We start from the raw sequence: 18570 nt of genomic DNA on the forward strand, positions 1-18570 counted from the left end.
CATGGCCGAGCCTCAAACGCTGGCCCAGAAGCTGATCGCGGCGGCCTGCGGCCGCGCCGCGGTGGCCGAGGGCGAAATCGTCACGTGCGCGGTCGATCTGGCGATGTTCCACGACTCCAGCGGCCCGCGCCGCCTGCAGCCCATGCTGCAGGAGCTGGGCGCCACGCTGTGGGATCCGTCCAAAGTGGTGCTGGTCATCGACCACTACGTGCCGGAATCCGACGACGAATCGCGCCGCATCGTGCGCATCGCCCGCGACTGGGCGCAGGGCCAGCGGCTGCCCAACGTGTACGACTCGGTCGGCATCTGCCACGTGGTAGTGCCTCAGCATGGCCACATCCGCCCGGGCATGTTCTGCGTGGGCGGAGATTCCCATTCGCCCACGGGAGGCGCGTTCGGCGCCTACATGTTCGGCATCGGCAGCACCGAAATGCTGGGCGTGGCCGTCACCGGAGAAATCTGGGTGAAGGTGCCGCAGACGCTGATGATGCGCTGGAGCAACCGGCTTTCGGCCGGCGTGACCGCCAAGGACATGATGCTGCGCATGATCGGCCGCTACGGCATGAACGGCGGGCGCTACCAGGCCGTGGAATTCTGCGGCGAGGCGGTGCGCGCGCTGTCCATGCAAGAGCGCATGACCCTGTCGAACATGAGCGCGGAGCTGGGTTCGCAGGTGGGCCTGATCGCGCCGGACGAGACCACGGAGGCCTACCTGAGGGAAGCCGGCGTGGGCGGCGAACTGGAACTTGCGCGCTGGCGCAGCGACCCCGGCGCCCAGGCGGAATGGCACGACTTCGACGCGGCCGCGCTGGCGCCGCAGGTGGCCGCGCCGCACAGCCCGGCCAACGCGCGCGACGTCGACGAGTACCGCGGCGTGTCCGTACAGGTCGCGTACATCGGCGCCTGTACGGGCGCCAAGCTGGAAGACCTGCGCGCCGCGGCCAGCGTGCTGCGGGGCCGGCGGCTGGCCGGCGGCATGCGCCTGATGGTGGCGCCGGCCAGCCGGCAGGACCAGCAACAGGCTGAGCGCGAGGGCGTCATGCAGGCGCTGCGCGAGGCCGGGGCCGAGGTCCTGCCCACCACTTGCGGGGCCTGCGCGGGCTATGGCGGATCGATTCCGGACGGGGCCAGCGTCATTTCCACGACCGCGCGTAATTTCAAGGGGCGCATGGGCTCGGAGACGGCGCAGGTCTACCTGGCTTCGCCCTACACGGTGGCGGCGTCGGCCGTCGCCGGCCGCGTGGCCGATCCCCGGGAGCTCATGGCATGAGCGATCAGGCTGCAACGCATCGCGTCTGGCGCGTGGGCGCGGACATCGACACCGACGCGCTGGCGCCCGGCGCCTACATGAAGTTCGGCATCGACGAGATCGCGCGCCATTGCCTGCAGCGGGTGCGGCCGGAATTCGCCTCGCAGGCGCGGCCGGGGGACGTGCTGGTGGCGGGCCCCAACTTCGGCATCGGTTCGTCGCGGGAGCAGGCCGCCGCCGCCCTGGTGCGGCTGGGCATCGCCGCCGTGATCGCGCCATCCTTCAATGGCCTGTATTTCCGCAATGCGTTCAACGTGGGCCTGCTGTTGCTGACCTGCGCCCAGGCCGAGGTGCTGGCCGAAGGAGAACGCATCGCGCTGGACCCCGCCGCCGGGCGCATCCGCCGCGCCCATGGCGGCCCCTCTGAATTGCATTGCGACGCCGTGCCCGCCTTCCTGCTGGAAATGGTGCAGGCCGGCGGACTGTTGAATGTGCTGAAACAGCGCAAACCCCAAGGAAGAACCCCATGCTAGACCCGGTCACTCTCGCTGTCCTGAAGGGCCGCCTGGAACAGATTGCCGACGAGATGGACGCCACGCTGTACCGCAGCGCGTTCAACCCCATCATCGCCGAGGCCCATGACGCCTGCCACGGCATGTACGACGCGGCCAGCGGCGCGACGCTGGTGCAGGGCAAGTCCGGGCTGCCGGTGTTCGTAGGCGCGATGGCCTTCGCCGTCAAGGCGGCGGCCAGGGCGGCCGCCGAGCGCGGCGGCATGGTGGACGGCGACGTGTGGCTCTTCAACGATCCGTACGAGGGCGGCACCCACGCCAACGACTTCAAGCTGGTCCGGCCCGTGTTCCGGAGCGGCGCGCTGTTCTGCTTCCTGGCGTCGGCGGCGCATTGGCACGACGTGGGCGGCGCGGTGCCCGGCAACTACAACCCAGCGGCCACCGAGTGCTGGCAGGAGGCGGTGCAGATTCCGCCCGTGCGCATCGTGCGGGCGGGCGTGCTGGACCAGGACGTGCTGGCCATCCTGAAGGCCAATACGCGCCTGCCCGACAGCCTCTGGGGCGATCTCAACGGGCAGCTCGCGGCGCTGGAGCTGGGCGCGGGCCGGCTCGACGCCCTGCTGGACGAATACGGCGACGCCACCGTGCTGGAATCCCTGGATACGCTGCGCGAGCGCGCGCGCCGCCTGATGCGGGACCATATCGCGCGCCTGCCGGACGGCGAGTATTCCTTCGAGGACATCCTGGACAACGACGGCGTGCGCGACGAACCCCTGCGCATCGCGCTGAAACTCAAGATCGAGGGCGAGCGACTGTCGCTGGATTTCAACGGCACCTCGCCTGCCTGCGCCGGCCCGGTCAATATTTCCCGCGCCACGGCCATCGCCGCCTGCTACGTGGCGTTGAAGCATCTGTTTCCGGACGTGCCCGCCAACGCCGGCGTGCTGGACGCGGTGGAGGTGGCGCTGCCGGACGGCCTGGTGATTTCGGCGGACCGGCCGCGCCCGGTGGGCGGCTATACGGAGACCATCCTGCGCATGATCGACGTGATCTTCTGCGCCATGGCCCAGGCCGAGCCGGAGCGCGCGATGGCGCAGGCCTACGGCACCATCAATGCGCTGTCGATCGCGGGCTATCGCAGCGACGCCGCGCGGCGCGGCCAGCGCTGGGTGATGTTCAGCTTCTTCGGCGGCGGCCACGGCGGCCATTCGGACGGCGACGGCCTCAGCCATGGCAACGCGCCGATCTCCACGGCCACGATCCCGCCGCTGGAGATCCTGGAAGCCGCGTATCCGGTGCGTTTCACGCAATGGGCGCTGCGCCCCGATTCGGCCGGCGACGGCGCGCATCGCGGCGGCCTGGGCGCCATCTACGAAATCGAACTGCTGGAGGACAGCGCCGAGGCGTTCATCTTCGGCGAGCGCGGCCGCAGCGCGCCCAAGGGCATCGCGGGCGGCGGCGAGGCGGCGTTGAACGTGTTCCGCTATCAGCGGGACGGCGAATGGCTCGTGCCCCCCATGCGCTCGAAGATGCTGGGCATCGCGCTGCGGCGCGGCGACCGCGTGCGCCTGGAGACGCCGGGAGGAGGCGGCTATGGTGCGCCGGCCGAGCGGCCGGAAGCGGCGCGGGAGCACGACCGCAAGATGGGGTATGTCAGCGGAATTCAGAAGGAGCAGGCGGCATGAACGCGGCACAAGGCTTGGTCGTAGGCGTGGACGTGGGGGGCACGTTCACGGACATTTTCGTGCTGGACGAGGCGGCGGGCACCGCAAGCGTGGTGAAAGTGCCGTCCACGCGGGGCGAGGAGGCGCGCGGCTTCATGAACGGCATCGCCCGCGTGGCCGACGGCGCGGACGCCATCGCCACCATCGTGCACGGCACGACGGTGGGCACCAATGCGCTGTTGGAGCGCAAGGTGGCGCGCACCGGCATCATCACGACGGAAGGTTTTCGCGACGTGCTGGAGATGCGCCGGCGCGACCGGCCCCGGACGTGGGGCCTGCGCGGCAACTACGAGCCGGTGGTGCCGCGCGACCTGCGCCTGGAGGTCCGCGAGCGGGTGCTGGCGGATGGCACCGTGCATACGCCAGTGGACCTGGACCAGGTGGAAGCGGCGGCGCGCGAGCTCCTGGGGCAGGGGTGCGACGCTGTCTGCCTGTTTTTCGTCAATGCCTACGCCAATCCGGCCAACGAGGCGCAGGCGGCGGCGCGCGTGCGCGCGGTCTGGCCCAACGGCAATGTCACGGCGGCCACCGAGGTGCTGCCGGAGATCCGCGAGTTCGAGCGCTGCTCGACAGCGGCGCTCAACGCGGCGCTGCAGCCGGTGGTCGGCAGCTACCTTACGCGGCTGGAATCCGACCTGCAGGCAAACGGCTTCGGCGGGGAGCTGCTGGTGGTGCAGAGCAACGGCGGCGTGATGTCGCGTCAGACGGCTTGCGACGTGCCGGTGCGCACGGCGCTGTCCGGCCCCGCGGCGGGCGTGATCGCCTGCGCCGCCATCGCGCGCGCCGCAGGATTCCCGGACGTCGTCAGCGGCGACATGGGCGGCACCTCGTTCGACGTGTCGCTGGTGGCGGGCGGCGAAGCCTCGCTGTCGGCGCAGACCTCCATCGATTTCGGCATGGTGGTGCGCGCGCCCATGATCCAGATCGAAACCATAGGCGCGGGCGGCGGCTCGATCGCCAGCGTGGATGCGGGCGGCCTGTTGCAGGTGGGCCCCGAGTCCGCCGGCAGCGTGCCGGGGCCGGCCTGCTACGGCCGAGGCAACACGCGGCCCACCGTCACCGACGCCAACGTGCTGCTGGGCCGCATCGCGGCCGAGCGCCCGTTGGGCGGAGGCCTGCTGGCCACGATGGACGTGGAACGGGCGCGCGCCGCGATCGAGGAGCATGTCGCCAAGCCCCTGGGCCTGGACGTCCATGCCGCGGCCGAGGCCATACTGACCGTGGCCAACGCCAAGATGGCGGGCGCGATCCGGGTCGTGTCCATCGAACGGGGCCACGATCCCCGCAAGTTCGCCTACATGCCGTTCGGGGGCGGCGGCGCGCTGCACGTGTGCGCCATGATGAACGAGGTGGACGCCGCCCGCGGCATCGTGCCGCGCTACCCGGGCGTGACCTCGGCGCTGGGCTGCGTCATGGCGGACATGCGCCACGACGGCGTGCAGACCCTGAACGTCGCCCTGGAATCCCTGGACGCGGGCGACCTGCTGGCCCGCATCGACAGCCTGGCGCGGGCCTGCCAGGAGCGGTTGGATTCGGCCGGCGTAGCCTTCGAGGGCATACGCGAAAGCATCGAGCTGGACATGCTGTACGTGGGGCAGAGCCACACCGTGCGGGTCGAGATCGGCCGCGGCGAGCTGGACCGGGCCGGCATCGGGGCCGCCTTCGACAGCGCCTATCTGGCGGCGTTCGGCCGCAGCCTCGCCGGCATTCCCATCCGTATCCTTAACCTGCGCTATGCGCGCATCGGTCAGCGGCCCAAGTTCGACTTGACGCTGCTGGCTCCGACCTGCCAGGCCATGCCGGAGCCGCTGGGCACGCAGCGGGTATTCCACGCCGGCCAGTGGCGCGACGCCGCGCGTTACGCGCGCCTGGACCTGCCCGTGGGGGCCGAGATCGCCGGACCGGCCATCCTGGAACAGCCGGACACCACGATCTGGATCGAACCGGGCTTTGCCGGCAGCGTCGATTTCCTGGGCAATCTGCTGATCGCCCGCCAGGCTTCCTAGGAGCGGTTCATGTCTACCCTCGATCCCCGCAGCACCGCGCTGGTCGTCATCGACCTGCAGAACGATTTCCTGGCGCCGGGCGGCGCCTATGACCGCGGCGGCGCGGTCAGCGCGCAGGCGCGCGCCTTGCCGGCGCGGGTGGCGCCCGTGGCGCGCGCGCTCAAGGCGCGGGGCGGCTTCGTCGCGGCAAGCCAGTTCACGCTCTGGCCGGACGCGCATGGCGAACCGATGATCTCGCCGCACCTGCGGCAATTGCGCCCGTTCCTCAGCAAGGGCGACTTCGCGGCGGGTTCGCTAGGCCAGGCCAATGTGGCGGAGCTGGACGGGCTGGTCGACGTGTCCGTCTGGAAGGTCGCGTATTCCGCCTTTTTCAATACGCAGCTCGACTGGGTGCTGCGCCGCGCGGGCATCGCCAACGTGGTGGTGGCCGGCATCGTCACCAACGGCGGCGTGGCCAGCACGGCGCGCGACGCCCATATGCGCGATTACCACGTCACGGTGCTGGCCGACGGCTGCGCCGCGCCCACGCCGGCGATGCACGACGCCGCCCTGGCGGACCTGCGCACGGTCGCCGACGTGCTGTCATGCCAGGAGTTCCTGGGCAGGCTGGCAGTATGAGCGTGCCGGGCCGCCCCAAACGCGAATACCGGAGCGCGGAGCACGGTGCCGATGCGATGAGCCTGCCCAGGGTCATCCGCGGCGCGGCGCCCGGCGCGGACGCCATGCACGTCCCCGTGGCGATCATCGGCGCGGGCGCCTGCGGCCTGACCGCGGCGCTGCGCCTGGCCGATGCGGGCATCGAGACCGTGCTGATCGAACGCGATGCCGCGCCCAGCGGCTCCACCGCCTTGTCGTCCGGCTTCATCCCGGCGGCGGGAACGGCCGCGCAGCTGGCGGCCGGCATCGAGGACGATGCGGCGCGCTTCGCCGCCGACATCCAGGCCAAGGCGCACGGCACGGCCGCGCCGCATCTGGTCGACGCCTACACCGGCGCGGCGGCCGCCGCCATGGACAATCTGGCGCGCCATGGACTGGACTTCGAGGTGCTGGACGGCTTCCTCTATCCCGGCCATACCGCCCGCCGCATGCACACCTTGCCGGAGCGCACCGGAGCGGCGCTGGTGGCCGCGCTGGAGCGCGCCGCCACCGGCGCCGGCGCCTATCTGCTGACCCGCGCCCTCGCTCGGCGGATCTGGGCGGACGAGAACGGCCGCGTCTCGGCCGTGGGCTGCGAACGGCCGGACGGCTCGGTCGATGTGATCGGCTGCGACGTGCTGATCCTGGCATGCAACGGCTTCGGCGGCAACGCGGCGATGGTGGCAGAGCACCTGCCCGCGATGCGCGGGGCGGTCTATGGCGGCCACGCGGGCAACGACGGCAGCGCCATTGAATGGGGTTCGCAGCTGGATGCGCGCCTGGCCGACATGGGCGGCTACCAGGGCCACGGTTCCTGGGCCACGCCGCAGGGCGCGCTGATCTCCTGGGCCGTCATGATGGATGGCGGCGTGCAGGTCAACCGCGAAGGGCGCCGTTTCCACGATGAAACGCTTGGCTACTCCGAGGCGGCGGTGCACGTGCTGGCGCAGCCCGGCGGCGTGGCCTGGAATGTATTCGACGGCCGCACGCTCGGGCTGGCGCGGGGCTTTCCCGACTTCGTCCAGGCCGAGGCCGGCCAGGCGCTGAAGACCTGCGAGGATCTGGCGGCGCTGGCCGCGCTGATCGGCTGCGATGCCGGCACGCTGGGCCGAGCGCTGGCGGATGTGCGCCCCGGCGCCGAAGACGCGCATGGCCGCCGCTTCGAGCGCGCGTTGCAGGCGCCGTACCACGCGGTCAAGGTGACGGGGGCGTTGTTCCATACCCAGGGCGGGCTGGATATCGACGCGCAATGCCGGGTCCTGGGCCGCGGCGGCGCGGCATTGCCCAATCTGCTGGCCGCGGGCGGGGCGGCCCGCGGCGTCTCCGGAAACGACGTGTCGGGCTACCTGTCCGGCAACGGCCTGCTCAGCGCGGTGGCCGGCGGCCATATCGCCGCGGCGACGGCGGCGGCGCTGCTCAGGCGCGAGCTCGCCTGAGTCCGCGCGAGGCTGCCATCAGTATGAACCGGCCCGGCGTCGGCCTTTAGGAAACCACCATGCAGAAACACAACCTGAAAGCGCAACTGGAGGCCGGTGCGGTGCTGGCTCCCGGCGTCTACGACGCCCTGTCGGCCTTGCTGGCCGAGCAGGCCGGCTTCGGCGCGCTGTACCTCTCCGGCGCGTCGATCGCCTACACGCGGCTGGGCCGCTCGGATATCGGGCTGACTACCTATACCGAGGTCGAGGATGCGCTGGCCCGCATCACGGAGCGGGTGGCGGCGCCGGTCATCGTGGACGCCGACACGGGGTTCGGCAACGCCCTCAACACGCAGCGCACCGTGCGCGGCTTCGAGCGGGCGGGCGCGGCCATGATCCAGCTCGAGGACCAGACCTTTCCCAAGCGCTGCGGCCACCTGGACGGCAAAACGGTGATCCCCGCCGCGGAAATGTGCGGCAAGCTGCGGGCGGCGGTGGATGCGCGGGCAAACGCATCCACCTTGATCCTGGCGCGCACGGACGCGGTGGCGGTGGAGGGGCTCGACGCCGCGCTGGACCGCGCGGAACAATACTTGGAAGCTGGCGCCGACGCGCTTTTCATCGAGGCGCTGCGCACGCCCGAACAAATGCAGGCGGCCTGCGGCCGCTATGCGGGCCGCGTGCCGCTCCTGGCGAACATGGTGGAAGGCGGCAAGACGCCGGTGCAAAGCGCCGACGCCTTGACCGCGCTGGGATTCCGCATCGTGATCTTCCCCGGCGGCACGGCGCGCGCGGTGGCGCACACCCTGCAGGGCTATTACGCCAGCCTGCGCCGCCACGGCACCACCGCGCCCTGGCGCGCCGGGATGCTGGATTTCGACGGACTGAACGCCGTCATCGGCACGCCGGAGCTGCTGGCGCGCGGCAAGGCGTACGAGAGCTGAGGCGGCAGGCGCCCGGGAAGGGCGCCCGCGCATGGCCCGCGGCCGTCAATGCAGTTCGGCCATGCCGGCCTGGACCATCTCGGCCAGCCGGTCCAGGCCGGCCTCGGTGCCGATCCGCCGGCCTTGCGCGCCGCTGCCGTCGAGCAGCGCCGCCTGTTCGGTAAAGCGCATCAGCGTGCCCGCGCCGGAAGGCACGAATTCCACGGTGACCAGCGAAGCCGATATCCGCTGCCCGCGGAAACCCATTTCGTAGGCGTAGATGATGCGTTCGCCGGGGACGACGTCGAGGTAGGCGGCCCGATAGGTCTGCTCCGCGCCTTCGGGGGTGCGCCAGCGCTTGGACTCGGATCCGTCGGCGCGGAAATCGAAGCGGTCTTCCAGCACCGTCCAGTCCGGATGGCAACTGGTCCAGCGCTGTTTCAGCCGGGGTTCCGACCAGAAGCGGTAGGCGTCCCGCGGGCTGGCGGGCAGCTCGCGCTCGATGACGAAAGTGGCGTGTTCGATGGCGGGGGCGGTCATGGCGTGTCGTCCTCAGGAGGGATATCGTGCATGGCCTGCACGAGGCGGTCGAAGGCCGCCTCCATGGCGGCCTCTCGTTGGCGCACCCAGTCGTCGATCTGGCGGAAGGCGCCGGGCCGCATGCGGTAGGTCCGGCTGCGTCCGGCCTTTTCCGACATGACGATGCCGCCGTTTTCCAGCACCTGGAGGTGCTTGACTGCCGAAGGCAGCCTCAGCCTGGCGGGTTCCGCCAGCTGCTTGACGGTGGCGGGGCCGCGGCTGAGCTGTTCGACCATGGCGCGCCGGTTGGGGTCGGCCAGGGCGGTGAACAGCAGATCGAGCGGGCGCTGCGTGGGATCCATTGCCAGTCCAATAGTTTCCGTTGAAGGAAACTATACGCGCGCCAACAGGCGCGGGCAAGGGCTACGCGCAAAAAAAATCAGCGAGCGCCAGGCGTGCGCTGGTGGGCTTGGAGGGGAGGCGCGGCCCGGCCGGCGGTGAGGGTCCAGAAACCAGGCAGGAAGCACTCAGCCACCAACAGCGGCTGGCCCATGCGCCAGAACACCGAGCGGCGAGCCCATATATGCGCGGCCCGGGGATCCTGGCGCGCCGCGCCCTGCGCTTGCAGCGCGGTCGCGTGGAAGGGCACGGGTGAGGCCAGGCGGCGGCAGGCGAAGGGCGAACGGATGACGGTGCGGTCGTGGTAGAGCATGTCCGCCAGCGGCCGCGTCGACAGGCGCCGCATGCCTTGCCAGGCTCCGTGCGAGGCCATGAGGGGCGTGAGGCTGCGGGCGGGCACGCTGTCCACGCCGTCCACCGACATCAGCACCTCGCGCACCCAGACCGGGCTGCCGGGCGCGATGCGCATGGCTTGGGCCTCGTCCGGCGGCGCGCCGTCGGAATATTCGGCCAGCACCCGCAGGCGCACGTGGCCCACCTGGCGCAGGCCGGCGGTCAGCGCGCCGGGACGGAACAGCCAATGCCGCATGGCGGGGGGCAGGATGGGCGGGGCGGCCGCCAGCCAGCCCGGAGCGAGGGGAGGGGGAAGTACTGCTTGGCTTGTCATGGCTGCGTATTATGCCAAGAGCGAGGCGCGGTGCGCGGCGTCCGGCCTGCGGCGCAATGCCGCAGCCCTGGCCATTACACGCGTCCGTTACACGCGTCCGCTACGCGCGTCCGCATACAATACCGCCCATGGAAAAAGTACGTATCTCCAAGCTCATGTCCGAGCGTGGACTGTGTTCGCGCCGCGAGGCCGACGCCTACATCGAACGCGGCTGGGTCCGCGTGGACGGCGCCGTGGTGTCCGAATTGGGCGCCCGTGCGTTCCCCGACCAGGTCATTACGCTGGAACGCGCCGCGCAGGCCCGCCAGACCGCGCGCGTCACCATCCTGATCAACAAGCCGGTGGGCTATGTGTCGGGCCAGGCCGAGAAAGGCTACACGCCGGCCGTGGCGCTGATCGACGCCCGTTCGCGCTACGCGGGCGACCGCGAGCCGCGCCGTTTCGAGCGCGGGCACCTGGACGGCCTGGCGGTGGCGGGCCGGCTGGACATCGATTCGCAGGGCCTGCTGGTGCTGACCCAGGACGGCCGCGTCGCCAAGCATCTGATCGGCGAGGATTCCAGCGTCGACAAGGAGTATCTCGTGCGGGTGCAGGGCAGCCTGTCCGAGAACGGCCTGGCCTTGCTGAACCATGGCCTGTCCCTGGACGGCAAGGCGCTCAAGCCCGCGCAAGTGCGCTGGCAGAACAGCGACCAGCTGCGCTTCGTGCTGCGCGAAGGCAAGAAGCGCCAGATCCGCCGCATGTGCGAGCTGGTGGGCCTGAAAGTGGTGGGACTGAAGCGCGTGCGCATCGGCCGCGTATCCCTGGGCGACCTGCCGCTGGGGCAGTGGCGCTACCTGCGCGAAGACGAACGGTTCTGACGGGTCGCCTGTCGTCCGATTGATCGTCCATCCCGACATCTGTTGTCGGGAAACGCAAGATTTTTCAGTCTGTTTCCGATTCGGCGCTATGTCATGAAAGCGGGAGTATCCTTCGCCTGCCCGCTGCTGCCCAGGCGCTCCATCAGGAATTCGATGAAGATCCGGGTCTTGGCGGGGAGAAGCCGCGTCTCCGTGACCGCGTAGACCGGGAACGGGCCCAGTTGCCAGTCCGGCAGCACCCGCTGCAACTGGCCGGATTGCTGTTCGGCCAATTGGCCGCCCACGAGCACCGCGATACCCGCGCCCAGCATGGCCAGGCGCCGGGCCATGGCGACGCCGTTGACGGAAAAGCGGTTCCCTGGCGTGAATTCGATGTGCTGGCTGCCATTGGTCAATGGCCAGCGGGTGACGCGTCCTGCGCCTTCCGCGCGGAACTCTATGCACTCGTGCCGGGTCAAGTCGCTGGGATGCCGGGGCTCTCCGTGCTTCTCCAGGTAGTCGCGCGAGGCGTACAGATGGGCGGGCAGCATGCCCAGCAGCCTTGCAATCTGTGTCGAGTCGGGCAGTTCGCCGATCTCGATCGAAATATCGCAGGTCTGGAATACGCGCGAAGCGTGGTCCGGATTGGCCAGATCCAGGAAAAACGTGACGTCGGGGTAGCGGCGGGAAAACTCCATGAACGATTCAGCCAGGAAGTCCGTGCCGAAATCCGCGGGCATATTGACCCGCAACGGCCCGGCGGGCGTATCCACCAGCTTCTGCAGCTCTTCATGGGCGATCTGCGCCTCGGCCACGATGTGTTGGCAGCGTTCGAAATACAGGCGGCCCGCGTCGGTCAGCTCGACCTTGCGCGTGGTGCGGCTGAGCAGGCGCAGGCCGACCGACCGCTCCAGTTCGGCCACCTGGCGGGATAGGGTCGATTTCGGAACGCCGAGCGCCGCGGCGGCTCGGCTGAAGCTGCGGGTTTTCGCAACTTCCACGAAAAGTTCCATGCCTTGCAAGCGTTTCATGGCGGAATTCTGTCATATCAAGGGCTTGGAAATTGTCCCATAAATGGAATGATGTTTTCTCAACATGCCTCTTTGTTTCTGGGGCGGGATAACTCAGAATGCGGGTTCTGCAATGCAGCAATGCAACAAAGCCCAGCCTGCGTGTTCGAGGCAAATCCACCCGTCGATCCACGCGGACCGCATGCGCACGGTCCGGGGCACTTTTTTGCCGCAGGGCGCCGGCTTCCGTGAAACGGGAGCGGCATGGGTACTTTTTTGGAAATCGGGAATGCAATCTATGAACAAGAAAAGCGCTATGTGGCGCGGCGCGGCAATCGCCACGCTGACGGCATCGGCACTCACTCTGGCCGCCTGCGGCAAGAAGCAGGAGGCGCCGCAGGCGGGCAAGCCGCAGGTAACGGTGGTGACGCTGGCCACGCAACCGGTTTCCCTGACCACCGAATTGCCGGGCCGCACCTCGCCGTTCCGCGTGGCCGAAGTCCGGCCCCAGGTCAACGGCATCGTTCAGAAGCGGCTCTTCACGGAAGGCGGCGAGGTCAAGGCCGGGCAGCAGCTCTACCAGATCGATCCCGCGCTCTACCAGGCCAGCCTCGACAGCCAGAAGGCCGCCCTGGCGCGCGCCCAGGCGCAGCACAAAACTGCCGCGCTGCTGGCCGAGCGCTACAAGCCGCTGGTGGCCACCCGCGCCGTCAGCCAGCAGACCTACGATAACGCCGTCGCCTCGCGCGACCAGGCCGCCGCCGACGTGCTTTCGGCCAAGGCCGCGCTCGATACGGCGCGCATCAACCTGGTCTACACCAAGGTCCTGTCGCCCATCGACGGCATCATTGGCCGCTCGGCCGTGACCGAGGGCGCGCTGGTCACCGCCAACCAGAGCTCGGCGCTGGCCTCGGTGCAGCAGATCGACCCGATCTACGTCGACGTCACCCAGTCCAGCGTCCAGCTGCTGCGCCTGCAGAATGCGCTGGCCAGCGGCCAGTTGAAGAAAGCCGACGGCGAACAGTCCGCGCTGGTCACGCTCACGCTGGAAGACGGCTCGCAATATGCGCAGCAGGGCAAGCTCCAGTTCTCGGAAGTCACGGTGGACCAGGGCACGGGCTCGGTCACCCTGCGCGCGGTATTCCCCAATCCGGACCGCCGCCTGCTGCCGGGCATGTTCGTGCGCGCGCGCCTGGCCGACGGCGTGGCCTCCGACGGCCTGCTGGTGCCGCAGCGCGGCGTGACGCGCAACCAGCGCGGCATGCCGACGGCGCTGGTGGTCAACGCCAAGAACCAGGTCGAGCTGCGTGAACTCAAGACGGATCGCGCCATCGACGACAAGTGGCTGGTTACCGACGGCCTGTCCGCCGGCGACAAGGTCATCGTGGAAGGCGTGCAGATGGTGCGCCCGGGTGTTGAAGTGACCGCCACCGAAGCCGGCGCCAACGCGCCGCAAGCGCAACAATCGCAAGCGGCCGCGGCGGCGAAGCAGCAGTAGTCAGGGAGCCTCGCATGGCAAAGTTTTTCATCGATAGGCCGGTTTTCGCCTGGGTGATCGCAATCGTGCTGATGATGGCCGGTGCGCTGTCCATCCTGAAGCTGCCGGTCTCCCAATATCCCAACATCGCGCCGCCAGCCATCGGTATCGCGGTGACCTACCCGGGCGCGTCCGCGCAGACCGTGCAGGACACCGTGGTGCAGGTGATCGAGCAGCAGATGAACGGGCTGGACGGCCTGCAATACATTTCGTCGGAAAGCAATTCCGACGGCAGCATGTCCATCACGCTGACGTTCAAGCAGGGCACCAACCCCGATACGGCTCAGGTGCAAGTGCAGAACAAGCTCTCGCTGGCGCAGCCGCTCCTGCCGCAGGAAGTGCAGCAGCAGGGCATCCGCGTCACCAAGGCCACGAAGAACTTCCTCATCGTGGCGGGCTTCGTGTCCACCGACGGCTCGATGACCAAGGACGACCTGGCCGACTACGTCGCGTCGTACGTCCAGGATCCCATCAGCCGCACGCAGGGCGTGGGCGACTTCCAGCTCTTCGGCTCGCAGTACGCGATGCGCATCTGGCTGGACCCGGCCAAGCTCGTCAACTACGGCCTGACCACGGTCGACGTGGTGGCCGCGATCAAAGAGCAGAACGTGCAGGTGTCGTCCGGGCAGCTGGGCGGCCTGCCGTCCGTGCGCGGCCAGCAGCTGAACGCCACCATCATCGGGCCGTCCCGCCTGGAAAAGGCCGAAGACTTCGGCCGCATCCTGCTCAAGGTCAATGCCGACGGCTCGCAGGTGCGCCTGGGCGACGTCGCGCGCATCGAACTGGGCGGGCAGACCTACGCCATCGACAGCTTCTACAACGGCAAGCCCGCCTCGGGCCTGGCGATCAAGCTGGCGCCGGGCGCCAACGCGCTGGATACGGCGCAGGCGGTGCGCGACACCATCAACAACCTGAAGCCCTATTTCCCGCCGGGCATGGACGTGGTCTACCCGTACGACACCACGCCGTTCGTCAGCCTGTCGATCCATGAGGTGTTCAAGACGCTGGTCGAGGCCATCATCCTGGTCTTCCTGGTGATGTACCTGTTCCTGCAGAACTTCCGCGCCACCATCATTCCCACGCTCGCCGTGCCGGTGGTGCTGCTGGGCACGTTCGCCGTGCTGGCGGCCTTCGGATACTCCATCAATACCTTGACCATGTTCGGCATGGTGCTGGCGATCGGCCTGCTGGTGGACGATGCGATCGTGGTGGTCGAGAACGTGGAACGCGTGATGGCGGAGGAGGGCCTGACGCCCAAGCAGGCCACCCGCAAGTCCATGTCGCAGATCACCGGGGCGCTGATCGGCATCGCGATGGTGCTGGCCGCCGTGTTCATTCCCATGGCGTTCTTCGGCGGCTCCACTGGCGTGATCTATCGCCAGTTCTCCATCACCATCGTGTCTTCCATGGTGCTGTCGGTGCTCGTGGCCATCGTGTTCACGCCGGCCCTGTGCGCGACCCTGCTCAAACCCATTCCGAAGGGCCACCACGGTTCCAAGCGGGGCTTCTTCGGCTGGTTCAACCGCGCGTTCGACCGCAGCAGCCATGGCTACGCCAACACCGTGGCGCGCGGGCTCAACCGCACCAAGCGCCTGATGGTGATCTACCTGGCGCTCGTCATCGCCATGGGCTGGATGTTCACCCGCATTCCGACCGCCTTCCTGCCCGACGAGGACCAGGGCATTCTGTTCGCCCAGATCCAGACGCCGGCCGGCGCGACGGCGGAAAGCACCAAGGCCGTCATCGACGACGCCACGAAGTACCTGCTGGAAGAAGAAAAGGACGCCGTCACCTCGGTGTTCGCGGTCAACGGCTTCAACTTCGGCGGCCGCGGCCAGAACGCGTCCATCCTGTTCATCAAGCTGCGCGACTGGGAAGAGCGCGGCGACGCCCGGCTCAAGGCCGCGGCCGTGGCGGGGCGCGCCAACGCGCACTTCGCCAAGACCGAGCGCCGCGCCCAGTTGTTCGTGGTGCCGCCTCCGTCCGTGATGGAACTGGGCAACGTCACCGGCTTCGACTTCCAGCTGATGGACCGCGCCGGCGTGGGCCACGAGAAGCTGCTCGCCGCGCGCAACCAGCTGCTGGGCGAAGCCGCCAACAGCCCGGTCCTGCGCGGCGTGCGCCCCAACGGCATCGAGGACGCGCCGCAGTACCAGCTCGACATCGACCGCGAAAAGGCCCGCGCGCTGGGCGTGGCCGTGTCGGACATCAACAGCACGCTGGCCACCGCGTGGGGGTCGTCGTACGTCAACGACTTCATCGACCGCGGCCGCGTGAAGAAGGTGTTCGCCCAGGGCGAGGCTTCCTCGCGCATGCTGCCGGAAGACCTGAACAAATGGTACGTGCGCAACAACGCAGGCGACATGGTGCCGTTCTCGGCCTTTTCCAAGGCCACCTGGAGCTTCGGGCCCCAAAAGCTGAATCGCTATAACGGCGTGCCGTCCTACAACATCCAGGGCCAGGCGGCGCCGGGCTACAGCTCGGGCGCGGCGATGGAGGAAATGGAGCGGCTGGCGGCCAAGCTGCCGGTGGGCGTGGGCTTCGAATGGACGGGCCTGTCGTTCGAAGAGCGCCTGTCCGGCGCCCAGGCGCCCGCCCTGTACGCCATTTCGCTGATCGTGGTGTTCCTGTGCCTGGCGGCGCTGTACGAAAGCTGGACCATCCCGTCCGCGGTGATGCTGGTGGTGCCCCTGGGCATCATCGGGGCCTTGCTCGCCACCATGCTGCGGGGCTTGTCCAACGACGTGTACTTCCAGGTGGGCCTGCTCACCACCATCGGGCTGGCAGCCAAGAACGCCATCCTGATCGTGGAGTTCGCCAAGGAGCACTACGAGTCCGGCGCCAGCCTGACGGAATCGGCCATCCATGCCGCCCGCCAGCGCCTGCGTCCCATCCTGATGACGTCCCTGGCGTTCATCCTGGGCGTGACTCCGCTCGCGATCTCGTCCGGCGCCGGTTCGGGCAGCCAGAACGCCATCGGCACGGGCGTGATCGGCGGCATGCTGACCGGCACCTTCCTGGCCATCTTCTTCGTTCCGGCCTTCTTCGTGATCATGCTGCGCGTGTTCAAGGTCAAGCGCATGAGCGAAAACGTCGACAAGCACGACGTCGGCGCCAATGGCTCGCAGGACGTGTCCGCGGAAGGGCAATCGCAATGAAATTCCCGATGAGAACCCTGTTGTCTGTTTCCCTGGCGGCGGCCCTGGCGGGCTGCTCGCTGGCCCCCACCTACGAACGTCCGGAAGCGCCGGTCGACGCGGCCTATCCCACGGGGCCCGCCTACACGGCGGCCCAGCCCGCCGATCCGGGCGGCCTGTCGACGGCCGACATCGGCTGGCGCGATTTCTTCGGCGATCCGCTGCTGCAACAGTTGATCGAGCTGTCGCTGGCGAACAACCGCGACCTTCGCGTGGCGGCCCTGAACGTCGAGGCGGCGCGCGCGCAGTACCGCATCCAGCGCGCCGACCTGATGCCCAGCGTGGGCATCGCGGGCCAGGAATCGGCCCAGCGCACGCCGGCCGACCTGTCGGCCAGCGGACGCGCCACCACCAGCCACAGTTACCAGGTCGGCGCCGCCATGTCCGCCTGGGAACTGGATCTGTTCGGCCGCATCCGCAGCCTGAGCGACAAGGCGCTGGAATCCTATCTGGCGCTGGACGAAACGCGCACGGCGACCCAGCTCACGCTCATCGCCGAGGTGGCCAACGCCTACCTGACGATGCGCGCCGACCAGGAACTCCTGGCGCTGACCCGCGACACGCTCAAGAGCCAGGAGGATTCCTTCAAGCTCACGCAGCAGAGCTTTGACCAGGGCCTGTCCACGTCGCTGGACCTGAGCCAGGCGGAAGTGTCGCTGCGCACCGCGCAGCGCAACCTGTCGCAATACACGCGCCAGGCCGCGCAGGACCGCAACGCGCTGGTGCTGCTGGTGGGCCAGCCCTTGACGCCCGAGATGACGGCGGCGCTGGACAGCGCGGTCAAGCTGGACGACGGCATGCTGCCGACCACGCTGCCCGCCGGGCTGCCCTCGGACCTGCTGGCGCGGCGCCCCGACATCCGGGCGGCGGAGCACCAGCTGAAGGGCGCCAACGCCAATATCGGCGCGGCGCGTGCCGCGTTCTTCCCGACCATCAGCCTGACGGGCTCGGCAGGCACGGCCAGCGCCAGCCTGGGCGGCCTGTTCGAAGGCGGCTCTGGCGCCTGGAGCTTCGTGCCCCAGATCACGGTACCGATCTTCGCCGGCGGCTCGCTGCTGGCGGGCCTGGACTTGGCCAAGGTGCAGAAGAACATCCAGGTGGCGCAGTACGAAAAAGCCATCCAGGCGGGCTTCCGCGAGGTGGCCGATGCCCTGGCCGGCCGCGGCACGCTGGACGAGCAGATCCAGGCGCAACAGCTTCTGGTGGCCGCCAACCAGCGGGCCTACGATGCATCCGACCAGCGGTTCCGCCAAGGCATCGACGACTACCTGAGCGTGCTGGATTCGCAGCGTTCGCTGTACAGCGCGCAGCAGGCCCTGGTCGATACCCGCCTGGCGCGCCTGGCCAATCTGGTCACCTTGTACAAGGTGCTGGGCGGCGGCTGGACCGAGCGCACCGCGACGGCGCAGGCGGGATCTTGACGAGGGAGTGATGGGTTGCGCGCGCTCGGTATGTTCGTGTTTGTGTTGATCGTCTCGCGCTACACCCATCCTACAACTGTAGGATGGGTGTAGCGCGAGACCTCCGGCACAAGAACTCCATCCCGGAGCGCGCGCAACCCATCAACCAAAAAAAAGCCGATCTTTCGATCGGCTTTTTTATTCAGCGGTACGTCAAGCGCGCTTCTTGGCGATGAGGCCCACCACGAACAGCACGACGATCGCGCCGACGACCGATCCGATCCAGCCCGCGGGCTCTCCCGGGGCGTACCAGCCCAAGGATTGGCCCAGGAAGCCGGCGACGACGGAGCCGACGATACCCAGGATGGTGGTCATGATGATTCCCATGTTCTGGTCTCCGGGCATGATCGCGCGGGCGATCAAGCCCACGATGAACCCGACGATGATCATGATGATGATGCTCATGCGCGTACTCCTTGACTAGAGTAAAAGGGGGGCAGTGTGCACAGATAATACCCATGCCCCGGCCAGCCCGGC

At 68.8% G+C, this 18570-nt stretch carries 16 protein-coding genes; 11 read left to right on the forward strand and 5 right to left on the reverse strand.

All coding sequences use genetic code 11. The annotated features are described in order from the left end of the window. The first annotated feature begins 1 nt into the window (after position 1). Genes JL37_RS17485 through JL37_RS17515 form a run of 7 tightly spaced genes read left to right on the forward strand, consistent with a single transcriptional unit; the run spans position 2 to position 8486 of the window. Positions 2 to 1270, forward strand: a complete 1269-nt coding sequence (locus tag JL37_RS17485) for a 3-isopropylmalate dehydratase large subunit (protein WP_043545699.1) — start codon at positions 2 to 4, stop codon at positions 1268 to 1270. Next, positions 1267 to 1782, forward strand: coding sequence for a 3-isopropylmalate dehydratase (locus tag JL37_RS17490; protein ID WP_043545702.1), 516 nt, complete (start codon positions 1267 to 1269; stop codon positions 1780 to 1782). The genes JL37_RS17485 and JL37_RS17490 overlap by 4 nt, the downstream gene beginning before the upstream one ends. Then, complete coding sequence (locus JL37_RS17495) at positions 1776 to 3446, forward strand: hydantoinase B/oxoprolinase family protein (protein ID WP_043545704.1); 1671 nt, start codon at positions 1776 to 1778, stop codon at positions 3444 to 3446. Before JL37_RS17490 ends, JL37_RS17495 begins: the two co-directional genes overlap by 7 nt. Next, positions 3443 to 5491 (forward strand): hydantoinase/oxoprolinase family protein, encoded by a 2049-nt coding sequence (locus JL37_RS17500; RefSeq protein ID WP_043545707.1) that lies wholly within the window; start codon positions 3443 to 3445, stop codon positions 5489 to 5491. Before JL37_RS17495 ends, JL37_RS17500 begins: the two co-directional genes overlap by 4 nt. A gap of 9 nt (positions 5492 to 5500) precedes the next feature. Continuing rightward, positions 5501 to 6109, forward strand: a complete 609-nt coding sequence (locus JL37_RS17505) for a cysteine hydrolase family protein (RefSeq protein WP_043545708.1) — start codon at positions 5501 to 5503, stop codon at positions 6107 to 6109. A gap of 56 nt (positions 6110 to 6165) precedes the next feature. After that, complete coding sequence (locus JL37_RS17510) at positions 6166 to 7563, forward strand: FAD-dependent oxidoreductase (RefSeq protein WP_043545857.1); 1398 nt, start codon at positions 6166 to 6168, stop codon at positions 7561 to 7563. Between the two features lie 59 nt (positions 7564 to 7622). Beyond that, the gene (locus JL37_RS17515; protein ID WP_043545709.1) at positions 7623 to 8486 is read left to right on the forward strand and encodes an oxaloacetate decarboxylase; all 864 of its coding nucleotides are present in this window, start codon (positions 7623 to 7625) and stop codon (positions 8484 to 8486) included. A gap of 45 nt (positions 8487 to 8531) precedes the next feature. On the opposite strand, the gene JL37_RS17520 is transcribed toward JL37_RS17515, so the two are convergent. From JL37_RS17520 to JL37_RS17530, 3 genes are all read right to left on the reverse strand, one after another. Then, on the reverse strand, positions 8532 to 9005 hold the full coding sequence (locus JL37_RS17520; protein ID WP_043545710.1) for an SRPBCC family protein: 474 nt from the start codon (positions 9003 to 9005) through the stop codon (positions 8532 to 8534). Then, entirely contained in the window at positions 9002 to 9346 is a 345-nt protein-coding gene (locus tag JL37_RS17525; RefSeq protein WP_043545711.1) for a helix-turn-helix transcriptional regulator, read from the reverse strand. Before JL37_RS17525 ends, JL37_RS17520 begins: the two co-directional genes overlap by 4 nt. Positions 9347 to 9423: 77 nt before the next feature. After that, positions 9424 to 10050 carry a chorismate lyase gene (locus JL37_RS17530; RefSeq protein ID WP_043545713.1) on the reverse strand — a complete coding sequence of 209 codons (627 nt, stop codon included), beginning with the start codon at positions 10048 to 10050 and terminating at the stop codon, positions 9424 to 9426. A gap of 128 nt (positions 10051 to 10178) precedes the next feature. Between JL37_RS17530 and JL37_RS17535 the strand changes: the two genes are divergently transcribed. Continuing rightward, the gene (locus tag JL37_RS17535; RefSeq protein ID WP_043545714.1) at positions 10179 to 10910 is read left to right on the forward strand and encodes a pseudouridine synthase; all 732 of its coding nucleotides are present in this window, start codon (positions 10179 to 10181) and stop codon (positions 10908 to 10910) included. 86 nt (positions 10911 to 10996) lie between these two features. Here the strand turns inward: JL37_RS17535 and JL37_RS17540 are convergent, their stop codons facing one another. After that, positions 10997 to 11902: a LysR family transcriptional regulator gene (locus tag JL37_RS17540; RefSeq protein ID WP_043545715.1), complete on the reverse strand. Its 906-nt coding sequence runs from the start codon at positions 11900 to 11902 to the stop codon at positions 10997 to 10999. Positions 11903 to 12197: 295 nt separating this feature from the next. Here JL37_RS17540 and JL37_RS17545 point away from each other — a divergent pair, with 295 nt between their 5' ends. Genes JL37_RS17545 through adeC form a run of 3 tightly spaced genes read left to right on the forward strand, consistent with a single transcriptional unit; the run spans position 12198 to position 18054 of the window. Continuing rightward, on the forward strand, positions 12198 to 13397 hold the full coding sequence (locus JL37_RS17545) for an efflux RND transporter periplasmic adaptor subunit (protein ID WP_043545717.1): 1200 nt from the start codon (positions 12198 to 12200) through the stop codon (positions 13395 to 13397). A gap of 14 nt (positions 13398 to 13411) precedes the next feature. Further along, positions 13412 to 16594: an efflux RND transporter permease subunit gene (locus JL37_RS17550; RefSeq protein ID WP_043545718.1), complete on the forward strand. Its 3183-nt coding sequence runs from the start codon at positions 13412 to 13414 to the stop codon at positions 16592 to 16594. Continuing rightward, complete coding sequence (gene adeC / locus JL37_RS17555; protein WP_043545724.1) at positions 16591 to 18054, forward strand: AdeC/AdeK/OprM family multidrug efflux complex outer membrane factor; 1464 nt, start codon at positions 16591 to 16593, stop codon at positions 18052 to 18054. The genes JL37_RS17550 and adeC overlap by 4 nt, the downstream gene beginning before the upstream one ends. A 192-nt stretch (positions 18055 to 18246) precedes the next feature. On the opposite strand, the gene JL37_RS17560 is transcribed toward adeC, so the two are convergent. Beyond that, the gene (locus JL37_RS17560; RefSeq protein WP_043545727.1) at positions 18247 to 18498 is read right to left on the reverse strand and encodes a GlsB/YeaQ/YmgE family stress response membrane protein; all 252 of its coding nucleotides are present in this window, start codon (positions 18496 to 18498) and stop codon (positions 18247 to 18249) included. Positions 18499 to 18570 lie beyond the last annotated feature (72 nt).

The organism is Achromobacter sp. RTa, from assembly GCF_000757485.1.
Classification (GTDB): domain Bacteria; phylum Pseudomonadota; class Gammaproteobacteria; order Burkholderiales; family Burkholderiaceae_B; genus Achromobacter.